Origin of the sequence: Collinsella sp. LCP19S3_A6 (assembly GCF_052122015.1) — a bacterium.
Taxonomy (GTDB): Bacteria; Actinomycetota; Coriobacteriia; order Coriobacteriales; family Coriobacteriaceae; genus Collinsella.
This window is the reverse complement of the sequence record NZ_JBQKDD010000002.1, coordinates 186,392-210,075: the sequence shown is the minus strand read 5'-3', so window position 1 is coordinate 210,075 and position 23,684 is coordinate 186,392. Positions and strand designations below refer to the sequence as shown.

The following is a 23,684-nucleotide window of genomic DNA, read 5'->3' as shown; positions in this document are numbered from 1 at the left end:
TATAAAAGAGCTGCGTTCCGCTATGGAGGGCAGTCAAGGGCCGGGGGATCCCCCCGGCATTTTCTTTTTTGAAAGGCTGTTTCATGAACGAACTGCCCGCATTCCCCGACAAATCAAGGCGCCGCCCAGAAAAGATCAACTCGAGCGACGAGCGGGCACGAGTCCAGCAATCCATCGCCCGCGGCTACGATGACCTCGTCAACGGCCGCATGCGTCCTTGGAAACAAGCAAAAGCAGAGGCAGATCGGATGCGAGCCATCAGGTAAGGTCACCCCTCCCCCATGTAACCATCCTGTAAATCATAGCGGCGCGGTCGAGTTTTACCGTGATGCGGTCGCGCCGGGCGCTCCACTGTGCTAAAGTATCCCGAACGTTCAAACGACTACGAGGGGAACTAGAAGATGGCACGTGTGCACAACTTCTCAGCTGGCCCGGCCGCACTGCCCACAAGCGTGCTCGCCGAGATCGCCGACGAGATGATGGACTACCGCGGTTGCGGCATGTCCGTGCTCGAGATGAGCCATCGATCTAGCATGTACCAGCAGATCATCGACGACGCCGAGGCAACCCTGCGCCGCCTGCTGAGCATCCCCGACAACTACCGTGTCCTGTTTTTGCAGGGCGGCGCCACGCTGCAGTTTGCGGGCATCCCCATGAACCTCATGCGCCGCGGCCGCGCCGGCTACGTCGTGACCGGCAACTTCGCCAACAAGGCGTACAAGGAGGCCGCCAAGTACGGCGAGGCCGTGCTGCTCGCGAGCTCCAAGGACACCAATTTCGACCGCATTCCCACCATGGCCGACATAAACGCGCGCATTGCCGCCGAGGCCGCGGGCGACGGGCTCGACTACGTCTACATCTGCCAGAACAACACCATCTTTGGCACCATGTACCACGAGCTGCCCGCTTGCGGCGATGTGCCGCTGGTCGCCGATGTCTCGAGCTGCTTCCTGTCGCAGCCGCTCGACGTTGAGCGCTACGGGCTCATTTACGCCGGCGCGCAGAAAAACGCCGGCGCCGCGGGCGTGACCGTGGTTATCGTGCGCGACGACCTCATCGCCGATGGCCCCGCCTTTGCGCAGACGCCGCAGTACCTGGACCTTAAGACCCAGGCCGCCAAGGGCTCCATGCTCAACACGCCCAACACCTTTGGCATCTACGTGTGCGGCAAGGTATTCCGCTGGGTGGAGCAAGCCGGCGGACTAGCCGCCATGGCCGAGCGCAACTGGGCCAAGGCCAACCTGCTCTATGACCAGCTCGAGCACAGCGAGCTGTTCCATGGCACCACGCAGGCCGACAGCCGCTCCATCGCCAACGTAACCTTCCGCACCGGCGACGCCGATCTCGACGCGGCCTTTGTCGCCGGCGCGGCCGAGCACCAGATTCAAAACGTCAAGGGCCATCGCCTGGTGGGCGGCATGCGCGCCAGCGTCTACAACGCCGTAACCATGGAAGATGTGCAGGCACTGGCCTCGTACATGAAGGACTTCGAAGTGCAGCATAGTTTGAGTCCGCGATCTAACTAGCCCGCAACCCGCGGGCCGACCAGCCACTTCAAACCACTTGTTATAAACAAACCCGCTAAGGAGTTTTTCATGCGCAAGATCAAAACCATCGACGACATAACCAAAGACGGCAAGGTCGAGTTTGGCGAGGGCTACGAGTTTGTGGGCACCGCCGAGGAGGCCGACGCCATCCTGATGCGCTCCACCGACCTGCACGGCTACGAGCTGCCCGAGGGCATCCGCGCCATCGCCCGCTGCGGCGCCGGCGTCAACAACATCCCCGTCGAGGAGTACGCCAAGAAGGGCGTCGTCGTCTTTAACTCCCCCGGCGCCAACAGCAACGCCGTCAAGGAGCTCGTCCTGGGCATGCTGGTGCTCTCGAGCCGCGGCGTGGTGCAGTCGATGAACTGGGTGCGCGACAACGCCGACGACCCCGAGATTCAGGTCGACGCCGAGAAGGCCAAGAAGGCCTTTGTGGGCCGTGAGCTCAAGGGCAAGCGCATCGGCGTCATCGGTCTGGGCAACGTGGGCTCCAAGGTCGCCAACGCCTGCGTCGATCTGGGCATGGACGTCTACGGCTACGATCCGTTCATTTCCGTCGAGCACGCATGGGTGCTGAGCCGCGAGGTGCAGCGCGTGGGCACGCTCGAGGACCTCTGCCGCGGCTGCGACTACCTCACCGTACACGTGCCCAGCAAGGCCGACACCATCGGCATGATCAGCACCGAGCAGATCGACCTGCTGGCCCCGGGCGCCGTGCTCATCAACTATGCGCGCGAGACCATCATTGACGAGGACGCCGTCGACGCCGCCCTGCGCGCGGGCAAGCTGAGCTGGTTTAGCTGCGACTTTGCCACGCCCAAGACCGTCAAGATGCCCAATACGTTTATCACCACGCACTCGGGCGCCGGCACCGGCGAGGCCGAGGCCAACTGCGCCGATATGGCCATCAGCGAGCTCAAGGATTACCTGGAGAACGGCAACATCGCGCACAGCGTCAACTACCCCGCCTGCAGCATGGGCAAGGCGCGCGCCGCAAGCCGCATCGCCTGCCTGCATGCCAACGTGCCCAACATGATCGGCCAGATCACGGCAATCCTGGCCAAGGACAACGCCAACGTGCAGCGTATGACCAACGAGTCCGCCGGCGAGAACGCCTACACCATGTTCGACACGGACGAGCACCTAGATAGCAGCACCATCGAGGCGCTCAAGCAGATTCCGTCGATGTATCGCGTACGCGTGATCAAGTAGCGTCGGCGCCAAGCCTGCCAGACAGGCAATGAAGCTCATTCGGCCCCCGTTTTCGCGAAACGGGGGCCGATTTCGTTGCTCCGGCTGGTTTTGAAAATGCTACCCAGAATAAGTTTTTTCGGATAATAGACAGTACTACCCAAATCACTGAGCGCACCTACTCTGATAAACAGCTTTATCAGGGACTTTAGTAGGTAAAAATCGATCTCTATATGCCAAATTTAAGGTGACTGTCCATTTTCCGAAATAACTTGTTCTGGGTAGCGTTTTTAAAGCCTATTTCAAAGACCAACTGAAGCCTTTTCGTAACCAAGCCCTAGCTCACGCGACCGTTTTCCACCAGCGCGGCTACATTCCCGCCCAATCGATAAAAATCTCCTCACGAAGCCGCCGTTCGAGCTCCTGCTGCCGCGGCGTCTTGTCTTTCAACGGCACATCAAGATAGGACATGATGAGTTCCATCACCACGCGGAAGGCATCGGAGTCGACCAGCTGACCATAGGTCATCAGAACGACAGGATATCCCATCGCTTGAAGGGCCGTCGTTCGATCGGAGTCCGAGATCTTGGATTCTATGGATCCGTGAATGGCTTTACCTTGACATTCAACCAGGCACTCTCTGCTGCCGTCCTTATTTGACAGCAGGATATCGGCGTAGCGCCTATCAAGCCCCGAAATCAGGCGGGCGCTGCGCGTCATGCGAATCTCGACGTTATTGGTAAGGCGCAGCCCTTCGCCGCCGCGCAACCTCGTAAGGCCAAACAGCATCGAAGCCTGGACCTCGAGCGGCGATGCCACAACCCCCGTAATGCATTTCGCGGCACGCGTGAACGATTTAGCACCGCGGAGCCCCTGGATCTTATTGGCGAACTCTGTAAGTTCAGAGAGCTCAATCAAGGGCGGTCGTTTCCACAGGTCCGTTGGATTCCCCGAGGCATCCTTTACGTTTTCCCAGCCCAACCGTGCGTCACCCCACCGGCTCCCATACGCCTGCTCAAGTGCCGACTTTACCTGAGGCGCAATCTTGCACACGGCAAAGGTGCCGCACATCTCATACATGCACATGATCAGGCGCTCATTTGAGACCGAGGAAGCCAGGGTCAGCAGGGTAAAGAGCGGAGACGCAACATCAAGGCCAAACTCTGTCTGCCGCACGGAGCCAAACGGCCTCTCCCCGTTCCAGACATGCCTGACAATTCGACCGCCCTTACGCCCGCAGCCGCCCCGCGCCAACACGTGTAACGGAGTGCCCAGGAAATACTTGACAAGCGGATGCTCACAAAGATGCTCCCTGCGCGGATCGTCCGCAGAATCGGGCAGGTCCGGCATTATTGCCAAGACCTGCGGAGGTATCCGGTGATACCGAAAGGCAGATATGTCGCACAGCATGTCATCCATGAAGGATACCTACCCATTGCGTCGTTTGAGAGCCTGCCCGGACGCCAAACGCGATGGCTCGGCCTGCGAACGGTTAATACTGCTACGCACACGTCGCGAATCCTCCAGGTGGCTTACAATCGGTTTTGGAAGCAAACTGATTGTGAGGTTACATATGGTTGATGAAAACTTTGCCTGGCGGCTTACGCAGGAGCTCGTGAAGATTGATAGCTCGGACCCGGGCGCCTACGAAGGCGAGATCGAACACTTCATTAAGAGGCTCATTGAACAGCAGCTGGCGCAGCTTGATAGTCCTGCGCTCGATGCCGTGCAGGTTGCAGAGCTCGAAGTACTCCCCGGGCGCCGCAACCTTATGGTCACCGTGCCGGGTGTGAGCGACGAGGCGCGACTCGTCTACATCTGCCATATGGATACCGTCACCCTAGGAGATGGCTGGGACGCGGACACGCCGCCGCTTGGGGCGGTTGTGCGCAACGACAAACTCTATGGCCGGGGCGCCTGCGACATGAAGGGTGGTCTGGCTTGCGCCATTGCCGCGCTTATCCACGCACTCGAGCGCGTGGCGGCAGAGGGCGAGCTGCCCCACCGCGGCTTCTCGCTTATTTGCTCGGTCGACGAAGAGGACTTTATGCGCGGCTCCGAGGCGGCCATCGATGCCGGCTGGGTCGGCTCGCGCGAATGGGCGCTGGACACCGAGCCCACCGACGGACAGATTCAGGTGGCGCACAAGGGTCGCACATGGTTCGAGATCGAGATGACCGGCGTCACGGCGCATGCGAGCCAGCCCTGGAAGGGAGCGGATGCCGTCGCCGCCATGGCCGAGGCCGTATGCTCGCTTCGTCGCGCGTTTGCGGCGCTGCCCGCACATGAGGAGCTGGGTCCTTCGACCATCACGTTTGGACAGATCGAGGGCGGCTACCGCCCCTATGTCGTGCCCGACCACGCCAAGGTCTGGGTCGATATGCGCCTGACGCCGCCGACCGATACGGCCGCCGCGACGCGCATGGTAGAGCAGGCCATCGCCGGCGCCGAAGCCGCAATCCCCGGTTGCCATGGAAGCTATACCGTGACAGGCGACCGCCCCGCCATCGAGCGCGATCCGGTCTCTCCCCTTCTAGCCGCGCTCAAGCGCGCCGCCGATGACGTGACAGGCGCGGAGGCGAGCGTCGGCTTCTTTACCGGCTACACCGACACTGCCGTCATTGCCGGCAAGACGGGTAACCGCAACTGCATGAGCTATGGCCCAGGCTCGCTCGCGCTCGCCCATAAGCCCAACGAATATGTGCCCCACGCCGACATCGTTCGATGCCAGCGGGTGCTGATCGCGCTCGCCGACAACACGCTCTGGGGCGCGAATAGCCAAGTTGGGGCATAATAAGCCGCGAACAAACCGACTCGCGCGTTAGGACTGTCCATGAAAGCTCTTCCGTTTCCCTGCATCCGCCCGGCTCAGGACCGTGCGCTCGAGGCGCTGCCTGCGATGGACGGCATTCTGAGTGACAACGAAGCCCTGCGCGGTGCGATTGCCGATGGGCTCATGCTCAAGGATCCAGGTGCGGCATACTACGTGTACGAGTGCTCGGGAGAGCCGGGACGCGTAACGGGTGTCGTAGCGATCTGCCCGGTCGGCGTACTGACGGGTAGCGACGAGGCTGCCGCCGAGAGCGTCGACGCACTCGCCGCCGCGCGCGCGATCACCGAGCTCAAGGTGCAGCCGCGCCCCGTGTCGCTCGCCTACGAAGCCTCGCCCGTCATGGATATCATCCTTGGCGCCGCCAAAGAGGGCGCATCGCTCTACGCCGTCACCGATCCCGCAGGCATCACGCATCGCGTATGGGAAGTCAAGCGCGAGGACGCCGTTGCCGCCATCCGAGCCATGCTCGATCAGGCACCGGAGCCGGCGCCGGCAGACGACCCCGCCTACGCTGCCGCGCTGGCAGGGGCGGCGCAGCTCCTGGCAGACGAGGCCCGCGCAGCCGGCACCTACACGGGCAAAGAGCCGTTCAACTTTACCGTGGCCGTGCTGTTCCCCGCCGCGCAGGTCAGCGGCGGCGCGCCGCAGGTTCCGACGGGTCTGCTCACCCACCAGATCGCACGGTTCTAGCGAACTCAAACGCGAAGCAGGAAAACCCAGCATCCAAACAAACAAGGGGCGGAGATGCAATGCCCGTGCATGCATCCCCGCCCCTTTCGCATCAAACAATTACGCCGGCAAACCGCGCCGCGCCCGCGCTACCCGCGCTGTGGGCCCGCTGCCGCCACGAGCGGCTCTAGCCCCAGCTCACGCGCGTAATCCTCCTGCGTAAAGACTTCGACCAGTTCAAACGTATCGGTTGCATCGTCAAACGCAAAATGCAGAACCGAGCAGTTGCCCGGCACGCGCTCGCGCTCGTCGGCCGCCGCTCCCCTAGAGTGGTCCAAAAACTCCTTGATGGCCGAGGCATGGCTCACCGCGAGCACGCACGAATGGTCCGGGCGTCGCATAAGATCGGTCAACGTCGTCACCATGCGCTCACGTACCTGCATCTGGCCCTCACCGCCAAACTGACGATAAAAGTCACGCCACGGACGCTCGGGCATCAGCATCACGCGCTCGGCCTCAAAGTCGCCAAAGAACCACTCGCGCAGGCCATCCAGACGCTCGTAGGCAAGGCCCGGCCACAGGCTGGCGATAGTCTGCTCGGTGCGGTGCAGCGTCGAGGTGTAGGCGTGATCGGGCTCAACGCCACGCGCACGCAAGAACATACCGGCACGCGCCGCCTGCTCGCAGCCCAACTGCGTGAGCGGCGAATCGCTCCATCCCTGAATAATGCGTTTAAGGTTGAATATTGTCTGTCCATGACGGACCAGATACAGATCTTTGTTCATAGGGGTCCTTTCGTTCGTTACCAATCAAGGAGCGAAAACGCCCCGTCGCAATAGCCAAAATGAAGCACGGCACCGTTGTCGGGCTGCTCTCCCCCGCCGGTCACGCATCTAAGAAACTCCTGGCAGGCAGAGCCATGAGAGACCGCAAGCACACGATCGTGCTGCGGTCGGGCCATAATACGGGACAGCGCCGCGACCATGCGCGCCCGAAGCTCGCCTTCCGACTCGCCACCAAAGGCCACCGGATAATCGCCCCAGGGCTGCGGCGGCATATCGCGATTTGATGTGCCCTCCAGCGTGCCCAGGCGCCACTCGCGCAAATCATCGACCGGCTCTATGGGAAGATCCTCGCCAACGATCAGCTCGGCCGTGTGGCGCGCCCGACCCAACGGAGACGAATACGCGTGGTCAAAGGAGATGCCGCGCGCCTCAAACGCCGCGCGCGTCGCCAGTGCCTGCTCGCGCCCGCGCTCCGTGAGCGGCGAGTCTTGCCAGCCCTGCAAAATGTTCTGCACGTTAAGCTCGGTCTGCCCATGCCGAACCAAATACAGATCGGACACACGCCCTCCCCTCGCACCGCCACAAAGGGGACAGGCGCCTTTGTGGTGGTTTGCCGCCGGATCGCGCCGCAACGACGCAACTACACCAGCACGTCGGCAAGCGGACGCTTGGGCACGTGATGCACCTGCGCCTCGTCGCGCCAGTAATTAATTGAACCGTCGGGGTTGGAATCGATCGCGTCGATAACCTGGGTCTCGGCCGGCACGCCAAAGGCCATGATCAGCTTGAGCTCGTACTTGTCGCCGTCGAGCCCCATCGCATCGATCGCGCGGGGCGTAAAGGCCTTGAACATGCAAGCCGCCACCTCGGGCGTTGCGCTGCGCGCGGCGAGCATCATCGTCTGAGCCGCGATGCCCGTGTCGACCTCGGTGATAGGCGCGGCGGGCTTGCCGGGAACGGTGCGCTCGGCAAGAATTGCAATGTAGCCGGTCGGACGCTCGCCCTCGACAGGACCCGGCCAGTCCTTGAGCGCCCCGGCCCATGCAAGCTCGTCAAACACGCGAGCGCAGTCCTCGGCACCGCTCACCACATGAAAACGCAAGCGCTGGGCATTGGCGCCACAGGGGACCAGGTGCGCCAGCTCTGCCAGCTCGAGCAAAAACTCGCGCGGCACGCGCATGGACTCGTCAAAACGGCGGCATGTGCGGGCGCGACGGACCAGCGCATCAAACGCATCCAGGCCAAGCTTTTCGCAACCCTGCTTTGCCATCGACTCGGCGCTCGAAGGCGCCGCGGGAACAGCTTCGTTCATAGGGACCCCCAATAAAAGCCAATTGTTCTTAGGAAAATCTAACCTAAAACGCAGGCAATAACGAACAGAGCTGCAATGTTCTACACCTGTTGAATAGAAAATCGCGACGTGGGGAACAACGGAAACAAATCGGGGCCTTTGAGTTGCGTTTCGCCCTCCCCGGCCCATACGCCAGCTCCTTTAGGCGATACTGGTTGTAACGATCACGGCTTACGCCGTACGGAAAGGAGGCCTCATGGGCATCTTTAAGAATGACGACCAACAATCGAGTCTGTTTGGATTTGACGAGAAAAGCATGGCAGGCAAGGCGATTAAAGCCGTGCGCTGGATCTACGCCGCCACGGGTGTCATCGCGCTCATCGCCGGCATCGCGCTGCTGTTTGCACCCGCTAAGACCCTCGTCTTTTTGACGACCGTACTGGGCTTCTACTTTGTGATCACGGCTGGCGTCAGGCTGTTCACCGCCATTTTTGAGCCGCTGCTGCCCGCCGGCTGGCGCGTCACGAGCATCCTCGCCAACCTGCTCATCATCTTGGGCGGCGTGGTGATCCTACGCAACCAGGCGCTTTCGACCGCGACGCTCAGCACGCTTGTGGTGGTCGTGGCCGGCTTTGGCTGGATTGTCGAGGGCATCATGTCGATTCTGGAGTCCGAGCTTTCTTCCAACCGCGCCCTCGCCATCCTGAGCGGCGCGCTCTCCATCATCGCCGGCGTGTTCGTGTTCATCTATCCGCTGTGGTCGGCAAAGATGCTCGTCATCTTTACCGGCGCTGCGCTCCTGGTGTTTGGCGTGACGCTGGTTATTCGCGCTATCCGCTTTGGCAAGCTGGTGCACTAGATGCCGCGAACGCTGTTAATTGATGCCGACGCCTGCCCGGTCACGCGTGAGTCGATCGACTGCGCGCGACGGGCGGGTGTTGCCGTGGTTGTTGCCGGTAACAGTACGCAAAACCTGGAGCGGCACATTCGCCGTGACGACCCGCGCGATGCCGAGCACGCGCGACGTGGCTTTTGGGTCACAACGCTCGACGTGAGCGTAGGCGCCGATAGCGCCGACTTTGCCATTATCGAGCGTCTGCAGGCAGGCGATGTGGTCGTGACGCAGGACATTGGCCTGGCGAGCATGGTGCTCGGTCGCGATGCCGCCGCTATCGGCGTGCGCGGGCGCGTGTACGACAAAGCCACCATCGATATGCAGCTGTTTATTCGTCACGAAGAAAAGAAAGTGCGCCGCGCCGGCGGTCGCACCCGTGGACCGGCAGCCTTCACCAGCGAAGACCGCGCCCGCTTTAAGCGCAACCTCACCGACCTGCTGCGCTAACCAAAGTAGATTTTTGGGACATGCATAAAAATCTACCTTTTTGTTTTGGCGATTGGCGCGCATCCAACGCCGGTCATGGCGGTAGATGTTTGAGGCATGCCCCAGTTTTTACGGGATACCCCAAACATCTACTTAGAGGCCAAAGGCGGAAAGGATAAGGCCCCAGCCGGCGCCGATGACGTACATCATGACCAGGAACACCGCGTTTTCGCGAGCGCTGCGGTTGGTGCGGAACAGCACCAGGTAACCCACGCCGGCAGAAATGAGCGTGCCGGCGAGCATCGGTGCCAGCTGCAGCGCGCCTTCCAGATACAGCTGCGTAATGACCACGCTCGCCGAGCAGTTGGGAATGAGGCCGACAAGCGCCGAACCCAGGACAGCGAGCGTCTCGTTGCCGCGCAGGAACTGCTCGATCGCGGACTCGCCGAAGGTCTCGAGCACAGCGACCAGAATCAGCGTCACCAGGAAAATGAATACCGAAACCTGTACGGTGTGCGAAATCGCGCTGCGGATAATCGACAGGACGGGCGCGCCTTTGTGTGAGTGGGAGTGACCGTGGTGGTGTTCGTGCTCGCCCTCGTGTCCGTGGTCGTGGCCATGTCCGTGGTCACGCTCGTCCTCGTCTTCATCACAACCGCAATGATCGCGCTCGCACAGCTCATGGATGTGGTCGGCGCTCACGCCCGCCTCGGCCACCTCGTCGATGATGTCACCGCCGCTGTGATCGTCATGCGCGCAGTTAACGTGCGCCGGATTGGCAGCGGTTCCCAACACGGTACGGCGGATCGCCGCATGAGCACGGGCGTTGCGACGCAGGCCGCGAATGGCGGCATCCACGATAAAGCCCGTGACCAGCGCGATCAGCGCCTTCGAAGCCAAAAGCATCGCCATGGTCTGCACGGGAACCTGCTCGGCAAGTAGCAGTGGCAGCATCTCGTCGGAGGTCGAGAGAAACACCGCCACCAGGGTGCCCAACGTCACGACGCGACCGGCGTACAGCGTTGCCGCCATCGCCGAAAAGCCACACTGCGGCACCATGCCCAGCAACGAGCCAACCACGGGGCCAGCGGCGCCGGCACGCTTGATGGCGCCGTTGACACGATCGCCTGCCACATGCTCTAACGTCTCGAGGGTCAGATATGTCACCAACAAGAACGGCACCAGCGAGAGCGTGTCCTTGCCGGCGTCGAGCAAAATATCAATCAGCAAATCCATGACGGATGGAACCTTTCGTGTCTTTCGGCAGCATTGTAAAAGTCCTAGCGGTCAACTAGGGTATTGTAGTTGTCCTAGGCGTGATGCCAATAGTTGCCTGTGGTAAACTATCATCTCGCCACATCTCAATGATCCCGAGCCGCACGACGCGGCCCGTCCAAGGAGCAGTATATGAACGTTTCGCAAGCACTCGAATACGAGCGCCAGCCGTTTATCCCCATGTTCATCTATGGCGACCACGCCGCCATGGAGTCCGAGCGTCAAAAAGGCGAAGAGGCCCTCAAGGTGCTCGAGACCGAGTACTTTACCGCCGAGGGCGACCCTGGCTTCGACTTTGCCACCGTGCGCGACCTGGCCGACCGCAACCGCGACCTATGCGACCAGATTGGCGAGGCGCGCCTGCGCAACGTGACGCCCGCGACGCTTTCGCGCGGCCTGTCCGACGCCGATACCTGCGCCGGCATCGGCAAGATGCAAAAGCGCACCGCCGCGTCCGTCATGCGCGAGATCCGCGGCGACCGCGACGCACTCGGCGTGGCGTACGCCCGCAAGCCCATCCAGGGCACGGTGCTCGGTATCGACATCGAGACCACCGGCCGCGCACCCGAGCGCGGCTACATCATCAACGTGGGCTGGGAGATCATGGAGCTCACCAGCGACGCCGTCCCGCACGACGCCGAGGCACACTACTGCGGCCTGCCCGATATCTACCGCGGCGAAGATGTGCCGCTGTCGAATATCCACCACATCACCTGGGACGACATCGACGGCAAAACGCCCTTCCGCGAGAACAAGGAGCTGCAAAAGCAGCTGCTCAAGCTCATGAAGAAATACCCGTACATGGCGCACAACGCCGCCTTTGAGGACAGCTGGTTCAAGATCCATCTGGACGGCTATGCCGAGGCGCGCCGAGCCGGCAAGATTATCGTCATCGACTCGCGCCAGATCTGCCGCAGTCTGGACGCCGACGTGCGCTCGCTCCCCCGCGAGTCCGCACCCGCCGCACTCGAGAACTGGGCACGCCGTCGCGGCACCCTCGCGCCCGACGCCAACGAGCAGCACCTGGGCCTCGACGACACCGACCTCATGCTCCGGACGGTGCAGGCCGAGTTCAACCTCAAGAACCTGTTTGCCAAGTAGATTGCCAAGCAGAGGCGCCATTCGCGAGCAATACTTGCCGGACCATAGCGCCCCGCGCAAAAACGACACGCCGAGGCGCCCCTCTCAAGCGGCGCAAAAACAGGCCGATGTCCAAGCGGATATCGGCCTGTTTTTCGCGCCGTACAACGCGGCCCTCCAGCCCCCGATGTCTAGCCGCCGCATAACCAAGAACTTCATCTGCGCATGTTCAAGCCAAATTGCACATTTTTGTTGACGCCGTCTTTGCATCAAAACGATGCTGACCAGCATCAGTTGTGGAGGTCTGCGTAGCCAGCGAGCTGCGACAATGCTCCAAATAGCATCTTTCTCCATCATTGACGTCAAGCGCTTGGACAGCTTTTGTTATGCCGCGCCATTTTGCCTTGGCGTTCATTGCGAACCCCGCCGCCTGGTCTGCCATGCTATCTGTATGAGTATCGTGCTTTCACATAACACGGCAAAAGCGGTCTACCAAGCCGCATACTCGGTATCCGCAATTGGCACCGAGCCCTGCAGCCCTGCCAAGATCTACGGGGCGCGCCCCAGCAAGGAGCTGCTCGACTCTGCCGCCGACTGGCTCGCCAGGCACAACGTCGCTCTGGATAACGATGCCCCGCTCGATACAACGGTGTTCGAGCGCGCAAACGTGCGCAGCATGACGGGCTGCAAGTGCCACGTATCATCCAAGCGATTCGCGGGCTCGCGCTTTATCAAGCTTGCCGACGACATCTATATTGTCGGCGTCGAACTCTGTGCGCTTCAGGCCGCAACCTATCTTCCCTTTCGAGAACTTGTGGAGTACTACTTCGAACTGTGTGGAGCCTATTCCCTTGGGCACGATGCCTCGACATCCTATACCGAGCGCTTCGCGCTCACCTCGACTTCGAGCCTTAAACATTTCTTTAACTCCCTCATCGACTGCAAGGGCCTCGAGCTTGCCCGAAAAGCCATCCAATGCGTGCGGGACGGATGCCGATCGCCGATGGAAACGGCGTTTGTCATGATGCTCACGCTACCCAGGCGCGAGGGCGGTCTTGGCATTAGCGAGATCGAGACCGACTACGAAGTAAAGGTCACAGCTGCCGCAAAGAATCTCACGCGGCGCGAAAAGTTCTATATGGATGCATATCTCAAGCGGTCCCGAACCGACATCGAATACAACGGATTTCAGCACGATGCCGAAGAAGACCGCGCCATTGACGAAGAGCGCAAGAACGCGCTGGCGTCCATGGGCTACGGAATCATTACCGTCAGTCGCTATTCCTTTATGCACGCCAGCACCTTCGCCAGGGTTATGGAGGCAATCCAGCGAAAGGAGGGCATTCGCCCATCGCGCCTGCCCAAAGATTTCGCAATCAAGCAAGAAGAGCTGCGACAATTTGTGCTCAGGAGATTTATCGAGGAAAAGAAGCGTATTGAGGAGCTCCTCCGTCAAGACGCAGCGCAGGGTAATGCACTTGAGCTCGAGCGCGCAGTGCTCGAGGGCATCTCGCTGGACGACCCGACGATCAACAATGTCCCGGCCATCGACGACATGCAAGTCATCGAGCTGGATTGCCCGGAGTTCGCCCAAACAAGCACCTCCACACCCGAAGGCAGGGTGTACGGGGCCAGAAGTGAGGCGGACTGACAGGGTGGGTGCCCCGGCGACGTGCAAAAACGGGAGTTTTCAGCAGAGCCGAGTATCCGAGGGCGGCCGAATTGCCCCATTTTGCACCGAAGCCGCTGTTTTCGATGTAAGTTAGGCAACAGCTGGGGAATATCTATTGCCATTTGCACTCCAGTAAAGCCCTGTGGCGGCAAACGACGCCGTATCATGCAATAAATAACCCCTCGTCGATGCTGAAAACTCCCCTTTTTGCACGTCGCTAGGGTACCCACGTTGGCATCGGCGGCCTTATCAGCACCAACCAATGCCCTTAGCCGCCTCTAGAGCCATCCGATAGCAAAAAATTTCGCAAATTATATTGACATATGAACATGCGCTCATATACTCGGAAGTAAGTTATATGAGCACATGTTCATATGAAAGGATATTGCAATGAGCGAACACGCCGATGAAATAAGGACCGACATCGACACCACCATCGTGCCCGACATCCCCACCACTTGCTCGCCCGAGGACCTTCCCGACGAGGAGCTGCTGTACGACCTTGCCGACTTGTTCAAGGTTTTCAGCGACACCACGCGTATCAAGATCCTCTACGCTCTCATGGGCCGCGAACTCTGCGTGGCAGACATCGCCGAGGCGACTGCGACCTCGCAGTCCGCGGTGTCGCACCAGCTGCGCACGCTCAAACAGTCGCACCTGGTTAAATTCCGGCGCGACGGGCGCAATATCCTCTACTCGCTCGCCGACGATCATGTCTACACCATGCTCAACCAAGGCATGAGCCACATCTGCGAATAGCGACCAACCACGGTACCAGCGCGGTCTGCACCCAAGCCGCAAATACAGGGAAAGGAACCCATCATGAAAAAGCAGTTCAAGCTCGACGAGATCGACTGCGCCAACTGCGCGCGTAAGCTTCAGGACGAACTCGCCAAGCTCGAGGGCGTCAAATCCGTTTCGGTCAACTTTATGACCCAGAAGCTGACGCTTGAGGCCGACGACGCTGAGTTCGACGAGGTCCTTGATCGCGTCGTGGAGTTCACCGCCGACGCTGAGCCGGACTGCGAGATCATTCTCTAGCCTGCGCATACGCTGATACGCAAGGCCGCGCTTGCCGCGGCCTTTGCTCGCGAAATTACATGAGCGAGTGTTCATACATTCAAATGGAAGGATACGAGTCATGGCAACCGCCGACCCCAAGAAGAAAAAGAAGAAGCGCAAGAAAAAAGAGTCACTCGAGCATAAACGCAACCGCATCCTGGTAGCACTGGGTATTCTTGTCGTGGTGTACGCCCTCGATGAGCTCGGCGCCCTCACTATCGCATTTGGAGAGCCCGGCAACATCTACGCCAGCTTTGTGCTGTTCCTCGTGCCGTTTTTGATTGCCGGATACGACGTACTGCAAAAGGCATTCAATAACATCCGCCGCGGCAAGGCGTTCGACGAGAGTTTCCTCATGGCCGTCGCGACCATCGGCGCGTTTGCCATGGTGCTCTTCCCCGATACCGACCCGCACATGGCCGAAGGCGCCGCCGTTATGCTGTTCTACCAGGTCGGCGAGCTGTTCCAGGCATACGCCGTGGGCAAGAGCCGCAAATCGATCAGCGCCATGATGGACATCGCGCCCGATTACGCCAACGTTGAGCAGGCTGACGGCACGCTCGAGCAGGTCTTTCCCGATGACATCGCCGTCGGCACCGTCATTGTCATCAAGCCCGGCGAGCGCGTGCCCATCGACGGCGTTATCGTCGAGGGCGTAACCCAGCTCGACACCGCCGCCCTCACCGGCGAGTCAGTCCCCCGTACCGCCAAGACCGGCGACGATATCATCAGCGGCTGCATCAACATGACGGGTCTTATCCGCGTGCGCACCACCAAACCCTTTGGCGAGTCCACCGTCGCGCGCGTCCTGGAGCTTGTGGAAAACGCCAGCGAGAAGAAAGCACGCACCGAAAACTTCATCACACGGTTCGCCCGCGTCTACACGCCCGCCGTCACCGGCGCGGCAGCGGTGCTCGCGCTCGGCGGCGGCCTAGTGACCGGTGCTTGGTCCGATTGGATCCTGCGCGGCCTGACCTTCCTCGTCGTCAGCTGCCCGTGCGCACTCGTAATTAGCGTGCCGCTGAGCTTCTTTGGCGGCATCGGCGGCGCGTCCAAGCTGGGAGTTCTCATCAAAGGCTCCAACTACCTCGAGGCGCTCGCCGATGTGGATACCGTCGTCTTCGACAAAACCGGCACGCTCACCAACGGCACGTTCTCGGTCGTCGCGGTGCACCCCGAGGGCGGCTATACCGAGCAATCGCTGCTTGAAGTCGCAGCCCTCGCCGAGTCGTTCTCCGACCATCCCATCGCGCAGTCGGTGCGCGCCGCCTTCCAGGGCCAACTCGACCCCAAGCGTGTATGTGACTCCACCAACGACGCGGGCCACGGCGTGACGGCGAACATCGACGGCAAGCACGTCGTCGTCGGCAACGCCAAGATGCTCGCCGCGTCCGGCGTTGAAACACCGGACTGTGAGGTCGTCGGCACTATCCTCCATGTGCTGGTCGATGACGTCTATGCCGGTCACATCGTAATTGCCGACACCGTCAAAGCCGATGCCGAGCAAACGATTCGCGAGCTGCACGCCGCCGGCGTCAAGCGCACCGTCATGCTCACGGGAGACCGCGAGGAAGTGGCCGCCGCCGTGGCAAAGCAGTTGGGACTCGATGAGTTCCACGCGCAGCTTCTGCCAGCAGACAAGGTCGAGCGCGTCGAGGCATTGCTGGCGACCGAATCGGGCAAGGGCAAGCTCGCCTTTGTGGGCGACGGAATCAACGATGCGCCCGTGCTCACCCGCGCAGACGTTGGCATCGCCATGGGCGCCATGGGCTCCGATGCCGCAATCGAGGCAGCGGACGTTGTACTGATGGACGACAAGCCGTCCAACATTTCCCGCGCGATCCGCGTGGCTCGCAAGACCATGACGATTGTTTGGCAGAACATCATCTTTGCGCTGGGCATTAAGTTGCTGATTCTGGTGCTCGCGGCGCTCGGCATCGCCAACATGTGGCTCGCCGTGTTCGGCGACGTAGGCGTGGCGATCATCGCCATCCTGAACGCCATGCGCGCGATGGGTGTCAAGAACCTGTAGCATGCGTGGCTGTCCGGCCGGGCGACGCGGCACACCACGCGCAAGGGGCGTCCCCAACTGCCGGCAGAAAAGGAACGTCCCCAAGTGCCGAGCCGCAGCTATAGCAGCCCAAAGTGCTTTGCGGCGTTGTAAATTCCGTCGTCGTCCACGGCGGTCGTCACGTAGCTCGCCGCAGCCTTTACCGTGTCTTGCGCGTTGCCCATGGCCACGCTCGTACCCACGGAGGCAAACATCGACAGGTCGTTCTCGCCGTCGCCAAAGGCGATCGCCTCGCTCGCGTCGATACCCAGGCGCTCCAGCGTCGCCGCTACGCCCAGGTCCTTGCCGCCGTCTGCCGGAATAATATCGCAGAACAGGTCGCACCAGCGCGTGGTGAGCGAATGCGACACGGCATCGGTCACGATATGCTCGTCGGCAGGATCCACAAAGGCGCAAAACTGGTAAACCGGCGCATCGAAGGCGTGCTCAAACGGCTCCTCGTGGTAGACGATTCCCGCGTTGTTACCGGCCGTCACCACGCGTTCGGACAGGCGGTTCACAAACGAGTTCTCGCCCTGCATGCACAGTGAGTCATAGCGCCCCTCGGCCACCTGGTCCACAATCACCGCAACGTCGTCCGGATCAATCGGGCAGCTGCGGTAGACGCCCTCGGCATCAAAACAGTGCTGGCCCGAAAGCGTAATGTACGCATCCCAGCCCAAGCCGAACAGCCAATCCGGCATCTGGTAGGTCGGACGGCCCGTGGCGATCACGCACGCAATCCCCTGCTCGTGAAAGCTGTCGAGCACTTGCTGCGCCGACGCCGGAATCCGGTGCGTCTTAAAGCTCAATAGCGTGCCGTCGATATCGAAAAACGCGGCTTTGATCATCCTCGTCTACTCCTCGCCCTCGAGCTTCTCGCTTGCCTCGAGCCACGCCATCTCCAGCTCGTCCATAGCGGCGTGAGCCTCGTCGATCTTTGCCTGTTGCTCGCCCAGCGCCGTGTAGTTGGTGGGGTCGACCTGAGCCATCGCGGCCTCGGCCTCCTCCACGCGAGCGCGCTGCGTCTCCATCTTGCGCTCGAGCGAGCTCACCTCGCGGCGGAGCTTCTGGCGCTCGGCGTTGGAAAGGCCATTGGGCTGACCGCTCGCCTTGGGCTTTTCGGCCGCAGCTGCCGCGGCACCGGTGTCGAACGTGCCGGTCTTGGCGCTCGGCGCACCCACGGGCTCGCCCTCGGCGGTGGCATTGCACAGGCGCAGGTACTGGTCGACGCCGCCGGGCATGTGCGTCAGGTGGCCGTCGAGCAGCGCCCACTGCTGGTCGGTCACGCGCTCCATCAAAAAGCGGTCATGCGTTACCAGAATCAACGTGCCGGGCCAACCATCGAGCAGGTCCTCGACAATCGCCAGCATGTCGGTATCCAGGTCGTTGCCGGGCTCGTCCAAGATGAGCACATTGGGCTCGTCCAGGATCGTCAGCAGCAGCGACAGGCGACGGCGCTGTCCGCCCGAAAGATCGCCGATACGACTCCAGAGCTGCTGCGTCGTAAAGCCCAGACGCTCGCAGAGCTTCTCGGGCGAGGTCTCCTTGCCATCGATAACGTAGTACTTCTTGTAGTTGCTGAGCACCTCGCGGATCGTGTCGCCCATGTAGGGCTCGAGCTCCTCGAGCTGCTGCGACAGCACGCCAAAGCGCACCGTCTGGCCAATCTTCACGCGGCCGCGCAGGGGCGCGATCTTGCCCTGAATCACATCGAGCAGTGTGGACTTGCCGGCGCCGTTCTCGCCCAAAAGACCATAGCGGTCGCCCGCACCAATGAGCCAGGTCACGTCGGAGAGCACTTGCTTGGGCGCGCCGTCGGTATCGGCATAGCCGGCGTCCACGTCGACCACGTCGATAACCTGCTTGCCCAGGCGACTCACCGCCAGGCGCTTGAGCTCCAGCTCGTCGCGCACGGGCGGTACGTCGGCGATGAGCTCGCGAGCGGCCTCCACACGAAACTTGGGCTTGGTGGAGCGCGCCTGTGCGCCGCGGCTCAGCCACGCGAGCTCCTTGCGCGCCATGTTGCGACGGCGCTCCTCGGTAACGGCGGCCATGCGGTCGCGCTCTACGCGCTGCAGGATATATGCGGAGTAGCCGCCCTCGAAGGGGTCGACCTGGCCGTCGTGGACCTCCCACATGCTGGTGCAGACCTCGTCCAAGAACCAACGGTCGTGCGTGACCACGAGCATGGCGCCCTGGCCGCGCTGCCAGCGGGCCTTTAAGTGGCGCGCGAGCCAGTTGATGGTGCGCATGTCCAGGTGGTTGGTGGGCTCGTCGAGCATGAGTACATCGTAGTCGCCGATCAGCAGGCGCGCGAGGTCCACACGACGGCGCTGGCCGCCCGAAAGCTCGCCCACCGTGCCCTCCCAGGGCACATCGCTAATAAGGCCGGCCAGGATCTGGCGCGTACGCGGACTCGACGCCCATTCGTACTCGGGCGTGTCGCCGACGACGGCATGATGCACGGTGTCGGTATCGACCAGGTTGTCCTTTTGGCCGAGCAATCCGATCGTGGTGTCGCGGCGGTGCGTCACGCGGCCGTCGTCGGGCTCCAGCGTACCGGCGAGCACACTTAGCAGCGTCGACTTGCCGTCGCCGTTTTTGCCGACGATACCAATACGGTCGCCCTCGTCCACGCCGAGCGTCACGCTATCGAAAATATGCTTGGTGGGAAACTCTAGGCTGACGGAATCGCATCCCAAAAGAATCGCCATATGCCCTGCTCCTTCGTAGAAATTCAACGTTGTCCATGATAGCAGCGAGCCCCACCCCAAAACCTACCAAAAAGGGACAGGTTTATTTTGGCAGGTTTTATCTGGTCAAACGTCAGAGCAGTCCAAGGGCACTCCGTGGTAAAACGTTAAACCTGCCAAAATAAACCTGTCCCTTTTTGGTAGGTCGACGGCCGCATGCGACACAAAAAGGCGGGCCATCTCCCGCAGGAGATGACCCGCCTCTCCAATCAGTCCCGCGGCAAGCATGGCCGCCGCGGGCCTCAAGCATGTCCCGGACTAGGAGAACATGCCGGTGAGGTAATCATTCAGCCGCTTATCCTTGGGCCGTTGGAAAATCTCGTCGGTCTCGTCGTACTCGACCATATCGCCCATGTAGAAAAACGCCGTGCGGTTGGACACGCGCGCCGCCTGCTCCATGTTGTGCGTCACGATGACGATGGCGCGGTCGGCAACAATCGATGACATCAGGTCCTCGATCGCCAGTGTCGAGATGGGGTCGAGCGCCGAGCAGGGCTCGTCAAACAGAATCACATCGGGATTGAGCGCCAGCGTGCGCGCAATGCACAGGCGTTGCTGCTGGCCGCCCGAAAGCGCGTAGGCGCTCTTGTCGAGCTTGTCCTTGACCTCGTCCCACAGCGCCGCGCCGCGCAGGCTTTCCTCGACCATGCGATCGAGCTCGTCGCGGTCAGTAATGCCGTGGCGTTTGGGCGCAAACGTGATGTTGTCGCGAATGGACTTGCGAAAGGGGTTGGGCTGCTGAAACACCATGCCAATGGAGCGACGCAGCTCGTAGGTGTTCTCGGTCTTGGTGTTCACGTTGCGCCCGCGGTAGTTGATCTCGCCCTCCACACGGCAACCGCGAATCTCGCGATTCATAAGGTTGAGGCTGCGCAAAAAGGTCGACTTACCGCAGCCCGAAGGCCCGATGAGCGCCGTGATCTCGCCCTTGTGAAAGTCGAGCGACGTATCGTGCAGCGCATGGTGGTCGCCATAGTAAACGTTGACGTCCTTGGTGGAAAGCACGACCTCGTCGCTCACGGCTTTGCCGCTTACGCGCACGCGCTTCTCGCTCTCCCCCACGCTCGACAAAAAGTCCTGGGTCTCGGACGCGGCCGCCTCGGTTGCGGGCGTTGCATTTATCTCGCTCATTCGGCCGTCATCCTCCTTGCCAGTTGCTTGCCCACGATACGGGCGACTACGTTAAACAGCAGCACGCAGATCATCAGCAGTGCCGCGGTGCCCCAAACAATCTGCTGTACCTCGGGGCTGCCCTCGCCGTAGATCTTATAGATGTGCACGGCGAGCGACTCACCGGGGCGGAACACGTTCCAGGCGCAAGTGGGACTCGACAGGTTAAAGCTCAAGAAGTTCAGACGCACCGGCGAGCTCATGCCCGAGGTAAAGAGCAGTGCTGCCGCCTCGCCAAACACGCGGCCGGCCGAAAGCACGATACCGGTCACGATGGCGGGCATGGCCTCGGGGATCAGGATGTGCAGCGTGGCCTCCCAGCGGGTGAGGCCCATAGCCAGGCACGCATCGCGCTGGGCCTGCGGCACGTCCTCGAGCGCCTGCTGGATCACGCGCACCAGGATGGGGATGTTGAACATGGTGAGCGCGACGGCGCCGGAGATGATGGAGTACTTCCAGCCCAGCTGCACCGAGAACACCAGAAAGCCGAACATGCCGACGACGATGGAAGGCAGCGAGGACAGCGTCTCGATGGCGGTGGAGGCGATGTCGCGGATGGGGCCGTCCGGCGCGTACTCAACCAGGAAAACCGCGCCGCCCAAGCTGATGGGCACGGAGATACCTAGGGTGATCAGCAGCAGATAGAACGAGTCGAACAGCTGATAGAGCACGCCGCCCTGGGTTCCGTTGGCGCGCGCGGGCTGCGTGAGAAAGCCCGGCTGGAACAGCGTCGAGATGCCCTCGAACAGAATATAGGCCACCATGGAGACGACGATGAGCATGACGATGGCGACGATTGCCGTCAGCACGCCCGTGGCGATGCGGTCCTGTTTTTGGACGCGCCTGAGTCTCGCCTCGTCGATATGAATGCGCGTGCTAGCCACGAGCCTTCGCCCCCTTGCGGCCGATAAGGTGGATGATCAGGATAAAGATGAGGCTCATGCCCATCAGCAGCAGACCGAGCGCCCACAGGACATCGTCTTGGGCAGAGCCCTCGGCATAGACCGCCATGGACGTGGTGAGCGTGGTGGTGATGGTGGAGGCCGGCGACAGCAGCGACGTCGGCATGGCCTCGATACCGCCGATAACCATGCGCACGGCGAGCGTCTCGCCAAAGGCGCGGGTCATGCCAAGGATGACCGCGGTCATGAGCGACGGCATGGCGGATTTGAGTACCACGTGCCAGATGGTCTGCCAGCGGGTGTAGCCCAGCGCGAGCGAACCCTGACGGTAGCTATCGGGCACGGCACGCAGGCCATCGACCGAAAGGGTGGTCATCGTCGGCAAGATCATGACGGCCAGCACAATGGCGCCGGGCAAGATGCCCAGGCCCGTGCTCACGTGGAAAACGCTCTTCATAAGACCGACGACCACGTGAAAGCCGACCAGGCCAAAGACGACCGAGGGAATGCCGGTCAAAAGCTCAATAAGCGGCTGAAACACCTTGGAGCCAAACTTAGGGCTAATCTCGACCGCAAAGATAGCAGAGCCGATGGCGATGGGCAGCGCGATAAGCGTGGAGAGCACCATGACCGCAAACGAGGTGACGATCAGGGGCAGGGCGCCGGTATAGGGCAGGCCGTTTTCGGCCGTGTTGGCCAGGTCCCACTTGGTGCCGGTAAAGAACTCGACGACCGAAACGCCGTCCTTGAGAAAAGCCGAGAGGCCCTTTTGGGCGACCATAAAGATGAGCGCGGCAACGACAAGCGTCACGAGCGCTACGCACGCGCCCGTGACGCCCAGGCCCACGTTCTCAAGGTCGCGCTTTGGCAGCTGTTTTGCCATTGCAAACCTTTCCGGGGCGATTACTTATTTAGCGGAGACCTTGCCGCTGGCGTCCTTGACGACCTTCATGGCAGAGACGGGGATAAAGCCCTGCTCCTCGACAAGTTTGCCCTGGACGTCGTCGGAAAGCATGAACTCCAGGAAGGCCTTGGTGGCATCGTCGGCGTCCTTTGCGCAGTACATGTGCTCGGTCGCCCAGATCTTAAAGGAGTCGTCGGTGACGTTTGCGCTCTTGGGCTCCACGCCCTCGACCTTGATGGCGTTGAACTTGGAGTCGTCGAAGTGCGAGAAGTCGAGGTAGGAGATGGCGTTGTCGGTGCTGGCCATCTGAGTCTGGACGTCGCCGGACTTGTCGAGCTCGGCGTCGCCCTTAAAGTCGACGGCCTCGTCACCAAAGACGGCGGCCTCGAAGGTGGCGCGGGTGCCGGAGCCGGCCTTGCGGTTGAGAACGACGATGGTGGCGTCGTCACCGCCGACCTCCTTCCAGTTGGTGATCTGGCCGGAGAAGATGCCCTTGAGCTGCTCGAGGGACAAGTCGTCGACCTTCACGTTCTTGGAGACGACGGGACCCATGCCCACGACGGCGACCTCGTGGTCGACGAGGTTCTTGACCTGGTCGGCCTCGAGCTTGGTCTCGGCGAAGACGTCGGAGTTACCGATGGTAACGGTACCGGCGGCAACGGCGGTCAGGCCCTTGCCCGAACCGTTGCCCGAGCCAGAGACGGAGACGTCCGGGTTGGCGTCCATGAACTTCTCGGCAGCGGCCTCGACGAGAGCCTGGAACGAGGAGGCGCCGTCGTAGGTCACCTCGCCGGAGACGGACTCGGCAGCGGCGCTGCCCTTGTCGGCGGCGTTGGAAGCGCCTGCGCCGCCGCAACCAACGAGGCCGAGGCCCACGAAGCTGGCAAGACCACCAGCGAGGCCGAGGAACTGACGACGAGAATAAGCCTGATCGAGCATGATCTTCCTTTCATACATGCGACTCGCGGGCACCCTGCCCGCTTTGCTGTTTGGAAAGATACGGCCTCGATCGGGCGGTGCCCGCGCCAACTGCGGATTCTTACGGGCATTTGATAGACCCTTACCGCGAGCGCGACTCGGCTTTACAAACGAATAACAAACCCGCCCCCAAGCATGGCCCGCCTTTACACCAATAAAAACAAAGTTGCGGTGAAATAGTTCCTGCTTGGCCATCAA

Annotated in this window: 23 protein-coding genes; 12 read left to right on the top strand and 11 right to left on the bottom strand. The window is 61.4% G+C overall.

All coding sequences use genetic code 11. The features are described from left to right. The first annotated feature begins 83 nt into the window (after positions 1–83). From ACTQVX_RS02100 to ACTQVX_RS02090, 3 genes are all read left to right on the top strand, one after another. Positions 84–266, top strand: coding sequence for a hypothetical protein (locus ACTQVX_RS02100; protein ID WP_441540557.1), 183 nt, complete (start codon positions 84–86; stop codon positions 264–266). A 135-nt stretch (positions 267–401) separates the two neighbouring features. Next, positions 402–1,526 carry a 3-phosphoserine/phosphohydroxythreonine transaminase gene (serC, locus tag ACTQVX_RS02095; RefSeq protein WP_441546399.1) on the top strand — a complete coding sequence of 375 codons (1,125 nt, stop codon included), beginning with the start codon at positions 402–404 and terminating at the stop codon, positions 1,524–1,526. A gap of 69 nt (positions 1,527–1,595) precedes the next feature. Next, entirely contained in the window at positions 1,596–2,759 is a 1,164-nt protein-coding gene (locus ACTQVX_RS02090) for a phosphoglycerate dehydrogenase (RefSeq protein ID WP_195544739.1), read from the top strand. Positions 2,760–3,107: 348 nt separating this feature from the next. Here ACTQVX_RS02090 and ACTQVX_RS02085 read toward each other — a convergent pair whose 3' ends face one another. Beyond that, positions 3,108–4,157 carry a hypothetical protein gene (locus tag ACTQVX_RS02085; RefSeq protein ID WP_441546398.1) on the bottom strand — a complete coding sequence of 350 codons (1,050 nt, stop codon included), beginning with the start codon at positions 4,155–4,157 and terminating at the stop codon, positions 3,108–3,110. A gap of 154 nt (positions 4,158–4,311) precedes the next feature. Here ACTQVX_RS02085 and ACTQVX_RS02080 point away from each other — a divergent pair, with 154 nt between their 5' ends. After that, the gene (locus tag ACTQVX_RS02080; protein ID WP_441546397.1) at positions 4,312–5,532 is read left to right on the top strand and encodes a M20 family metallopeptidase; all 1,221 of its coding nucleotides are present in this window, start codon (positions 4,312–4,314) and stop codon (positions 5,530–5,532) included. A gap of 39 nt (positions 5,533–5,571) precedes the next feature. Beyond that, positions 5,572–6,261, top strand: a complete 690-nt coding sequence (locus tag ACTQVX_RS02075; protein ID WP_441540553.1) for a DUF1015 family protein — start codon at positions 5,572–5,574, stop codon at positions 6,259–6,261. Positions 6,262–6,389: 128 nt separating this feature from the next. Here ACTQVX_RS02075 and ACTQVX_RS02070 read toward each other — a convergent pair whose 3' ends face one another. The 3 genes from ACTQVX_RS02070 to ACTQVX_RS02060 all read right to left on the bottom strand — a co-directional run bounded on the left by ACTQVX_RS02070 (position 6,390) and on the right by ACTQVX_RS02060 (position 8,337). Continuing rightward, positions 6,390–7,025, bottom strand: coding sequence for a histidine phosphatase family protein (locus tag ACTQVX_RS02070; protein WP_427794603.1), 636 nt, complete (start codon positions 7,023–7,025; stop codon positions 6,390–6,392). Between the two features lie 17 nt (positions 7,026–7,042). Further along, positions 7,043–7,585, bottom strand: a complete 543-nt coding sequence (locus tag ACTQVX_RS02065; protein ID WP_427747436.1) for a histidine phosphatase family protein — start codon at positions 7,583–7,585, stop codon at positions 7,043–7,045. Positions 7,586–7,665: 80 nt separating this feature from the next. Then, positions 7,666–8,337 carry a nitroreductase family protein gene (locus ACTQVX_RS02060; protein WP_441546396.1) on the bottom strand — a complete coding sequence of 224 codons (672 nt, stop codon included), beginning with the start codon at positions 8,335–8,337 and terminating at the stop codon, positions 7,666–7,668. A 235-nt stretch (positions 8,338–8,572) separates the two neighbouring features. On the opposite strand from ACTQVX_RS02060, the gene ACTQVX_RS02055 reads away from it, so the two are divergent. Both ACTQVX_RS02055 and ACTQVX_RS02050 read left to right on the top strand, forming a co-directional pair. Continuing rightward, positions 8,573–9,175, top strand: a complete 603-nt coding sequence (locus ACTQVX_RS02055) for an HdeD family acid-resistance protein (RefSeq protein ID WP_118099399.1) — start codon at positions 8,573–8,575, stop codon at positions 9,173–9,175. Next, positions 9,176–9,658 (top strand): YaiI/YqxD family protein, encoded by a 483-nt coding sequence (locus ACTQVX_RS02050; protein WP_441546395.1) that lies wholly within the window; start codon positions 9,176–9,178, stop codon positions 9,656–9,658. A 132-nt stretch (positions 9,659–9,790) separates the two neighbouring features. On the opposite strand, the gene ACTQVX_RS02045 is transcribed toward ACTQVX_RS02050, so the two are convergent. Then, positions 9,791–10,873, bottom strand: coding sequence for a putative manganese transporter (locus ACTQVX_RS02045; protein ID WP_441546394.1), 1,083 nt, complete (start codon positions 10,871–10,873; stop codon positions 9,791–9,793). 171 nt (positions 10,874–11,044) lie between these two features. Between ACTQVX_RS02045 and ACTQVX_RS02040 the strand changes: the two genes are divergently transcribed. The 5 genes from ACTQVX_RS02040 to ACTQVX_RS02020 all read left to right on the top strand — a co-directional run bounded on the left by ACTQVX_RS02040 (position 11,045) and on the right by ACTQVX_RS02020 (position 16,758). Beyond that, a complete protein-coding gene (locus ACTQVX_RS02040; protein ID WP_441031470.1) occupies positions 11,045–12,013 on the top strand; it encodes a 3'-5' exonuclease in 969 nt (322 codons plus the stop codon). 439 nt (positions 12,014–12,452) lie between these two features. After that, positions 12,453–13,643: a hypothetical protein gene (locus ACTQVX_RS02035; RefSeq protein ID WP_441546393.1), complete on the top strand. Its 1,191-nt coding sequence runs from the start codon at positions 12,453–12,455 to the stop codon at positions 13,641–13,643. 411 nt (positions 13,644–14,054) lie between these two features. Beyond that, complete coding sequence (locus ACTQVX_RS02030) at positions 14,055–14,423, top strand: ArsR/SmtB family transcription factor (protein ID WP_117794534.1); 369 nt, start codon at positions 14,055–14,057, stop codon at positions 14,421–14,423. Positions 14,424–14,486: 63 nt separating this feature from the next. Then, positions 14,487–14,705, top strand: a complete 219-nt coding sequence (locus ACTQVX_RS02025; RefSeq protein WP_195363207.1) for a cation transporter — start codon at positions 14,487–14,489, stop codon at positions 14,703–14,705. Positions 14,706–14,805: 100 nt separating this feature from the next. After that, entirely contained in the window at positions 14,806–16,758 is a 1,953-nt protein-coding gene (locus tag ACTQVX_RS02020; RefSeq protein WP_441560062.1) for a heavy metal translocating P-type ATPase, read from the top strand. A gap of 98 nt (positions 16,759–16,856) precedes the next feature. Here ACTQVX_RS02020 and ACTQVX_RS02015 read toward each other — a convergent pair whose 3' ends face one another. From ACTQVX_RS02015 to ACTQVX_RS01990, 6 genes are all read right to left on the bottom strand, one after another. After that, positions 16,857–17,627 (bottom strand): Cof-type HAD-IIB family hydrolase, encoded by a 771-nt coding sequence (locus ACTQVX_RS02015; RefSeq protein WP_441546391.1) that lies wholly within the window; start codon positions 17,625–17,627, stop codon positions 16,857–16,859. A 6-nt stretch (positions 17,628–17,633) separates the two neighbouring features. Next, the gene (locus ACTQVX_RS02010) at positions 17,634–19,493 is read right to left on the bottom strand and encodes an ABC-F family ATP-binding cassette domain-containing protein (protein WP_427794612.1); all 1,860 of its coding nucleotides are present in this window, start codon (positions 19,491–19,493) and stop codon (positions 17,634–17,636) included. A gap of 297 nt (positions 19,494–19,790) precedes the next feature. Continuing rightward, complete coding sequence (pstB, locus tag ACTQVX_RS02005) at positions 19,791–20,663, bottom strand: phosphate ABC transporter ATP-binding protein PstB (RefSeq protein ID WP_441540545.1); 873 nt, start codon at positions 20,661–20,663, stop codon at positions 19,791–19,793. Continuing rightward, positions 20,660–21,586: a phosphate ABC transporter permease PstA gene (pstA, locus tag ACTQVX_RS02000; protein WP_441546389.1), complete on the bottom strand. Its 927-nt coding sequence runs from the start codon at positions 21,584–21,586 to the stop codon at positions 20,660–20,662. The genes pstB and pstA overlap by 4 nt, the downstream gene beginning before the upstream one ends. After that, on the bottom strand, positions 21,579–22,487 hold the full coding sequence (gene pstC, locus ACTQVX_RS01995) for a phosphate ABC transporter permease subunit PstC (protein WP_427719566.1): 909 nt from the start codon (positions 22,485–22,487) through the stop codon (positions 21,579–21,581). The genes pstA and pstC overlap by 8 nt, the downstream gene beginning before the upstream one ends. A gap of 24 nt (positions 22,488–22,511) precedes the next feature. Then, complete coding sequence (locus ACTQVX_RS01990; RefSeq protein ID WP_154515770.1) at positions 22,512–23,447, bottom strand: phosphate ABC transporter substrate-binding protein; 936 nt, start codon at positions 23,445–23,447, stop codon at positions 22,512–22,514. Positions 23,448–23,684: the final 237 nt, after the last annotated feature.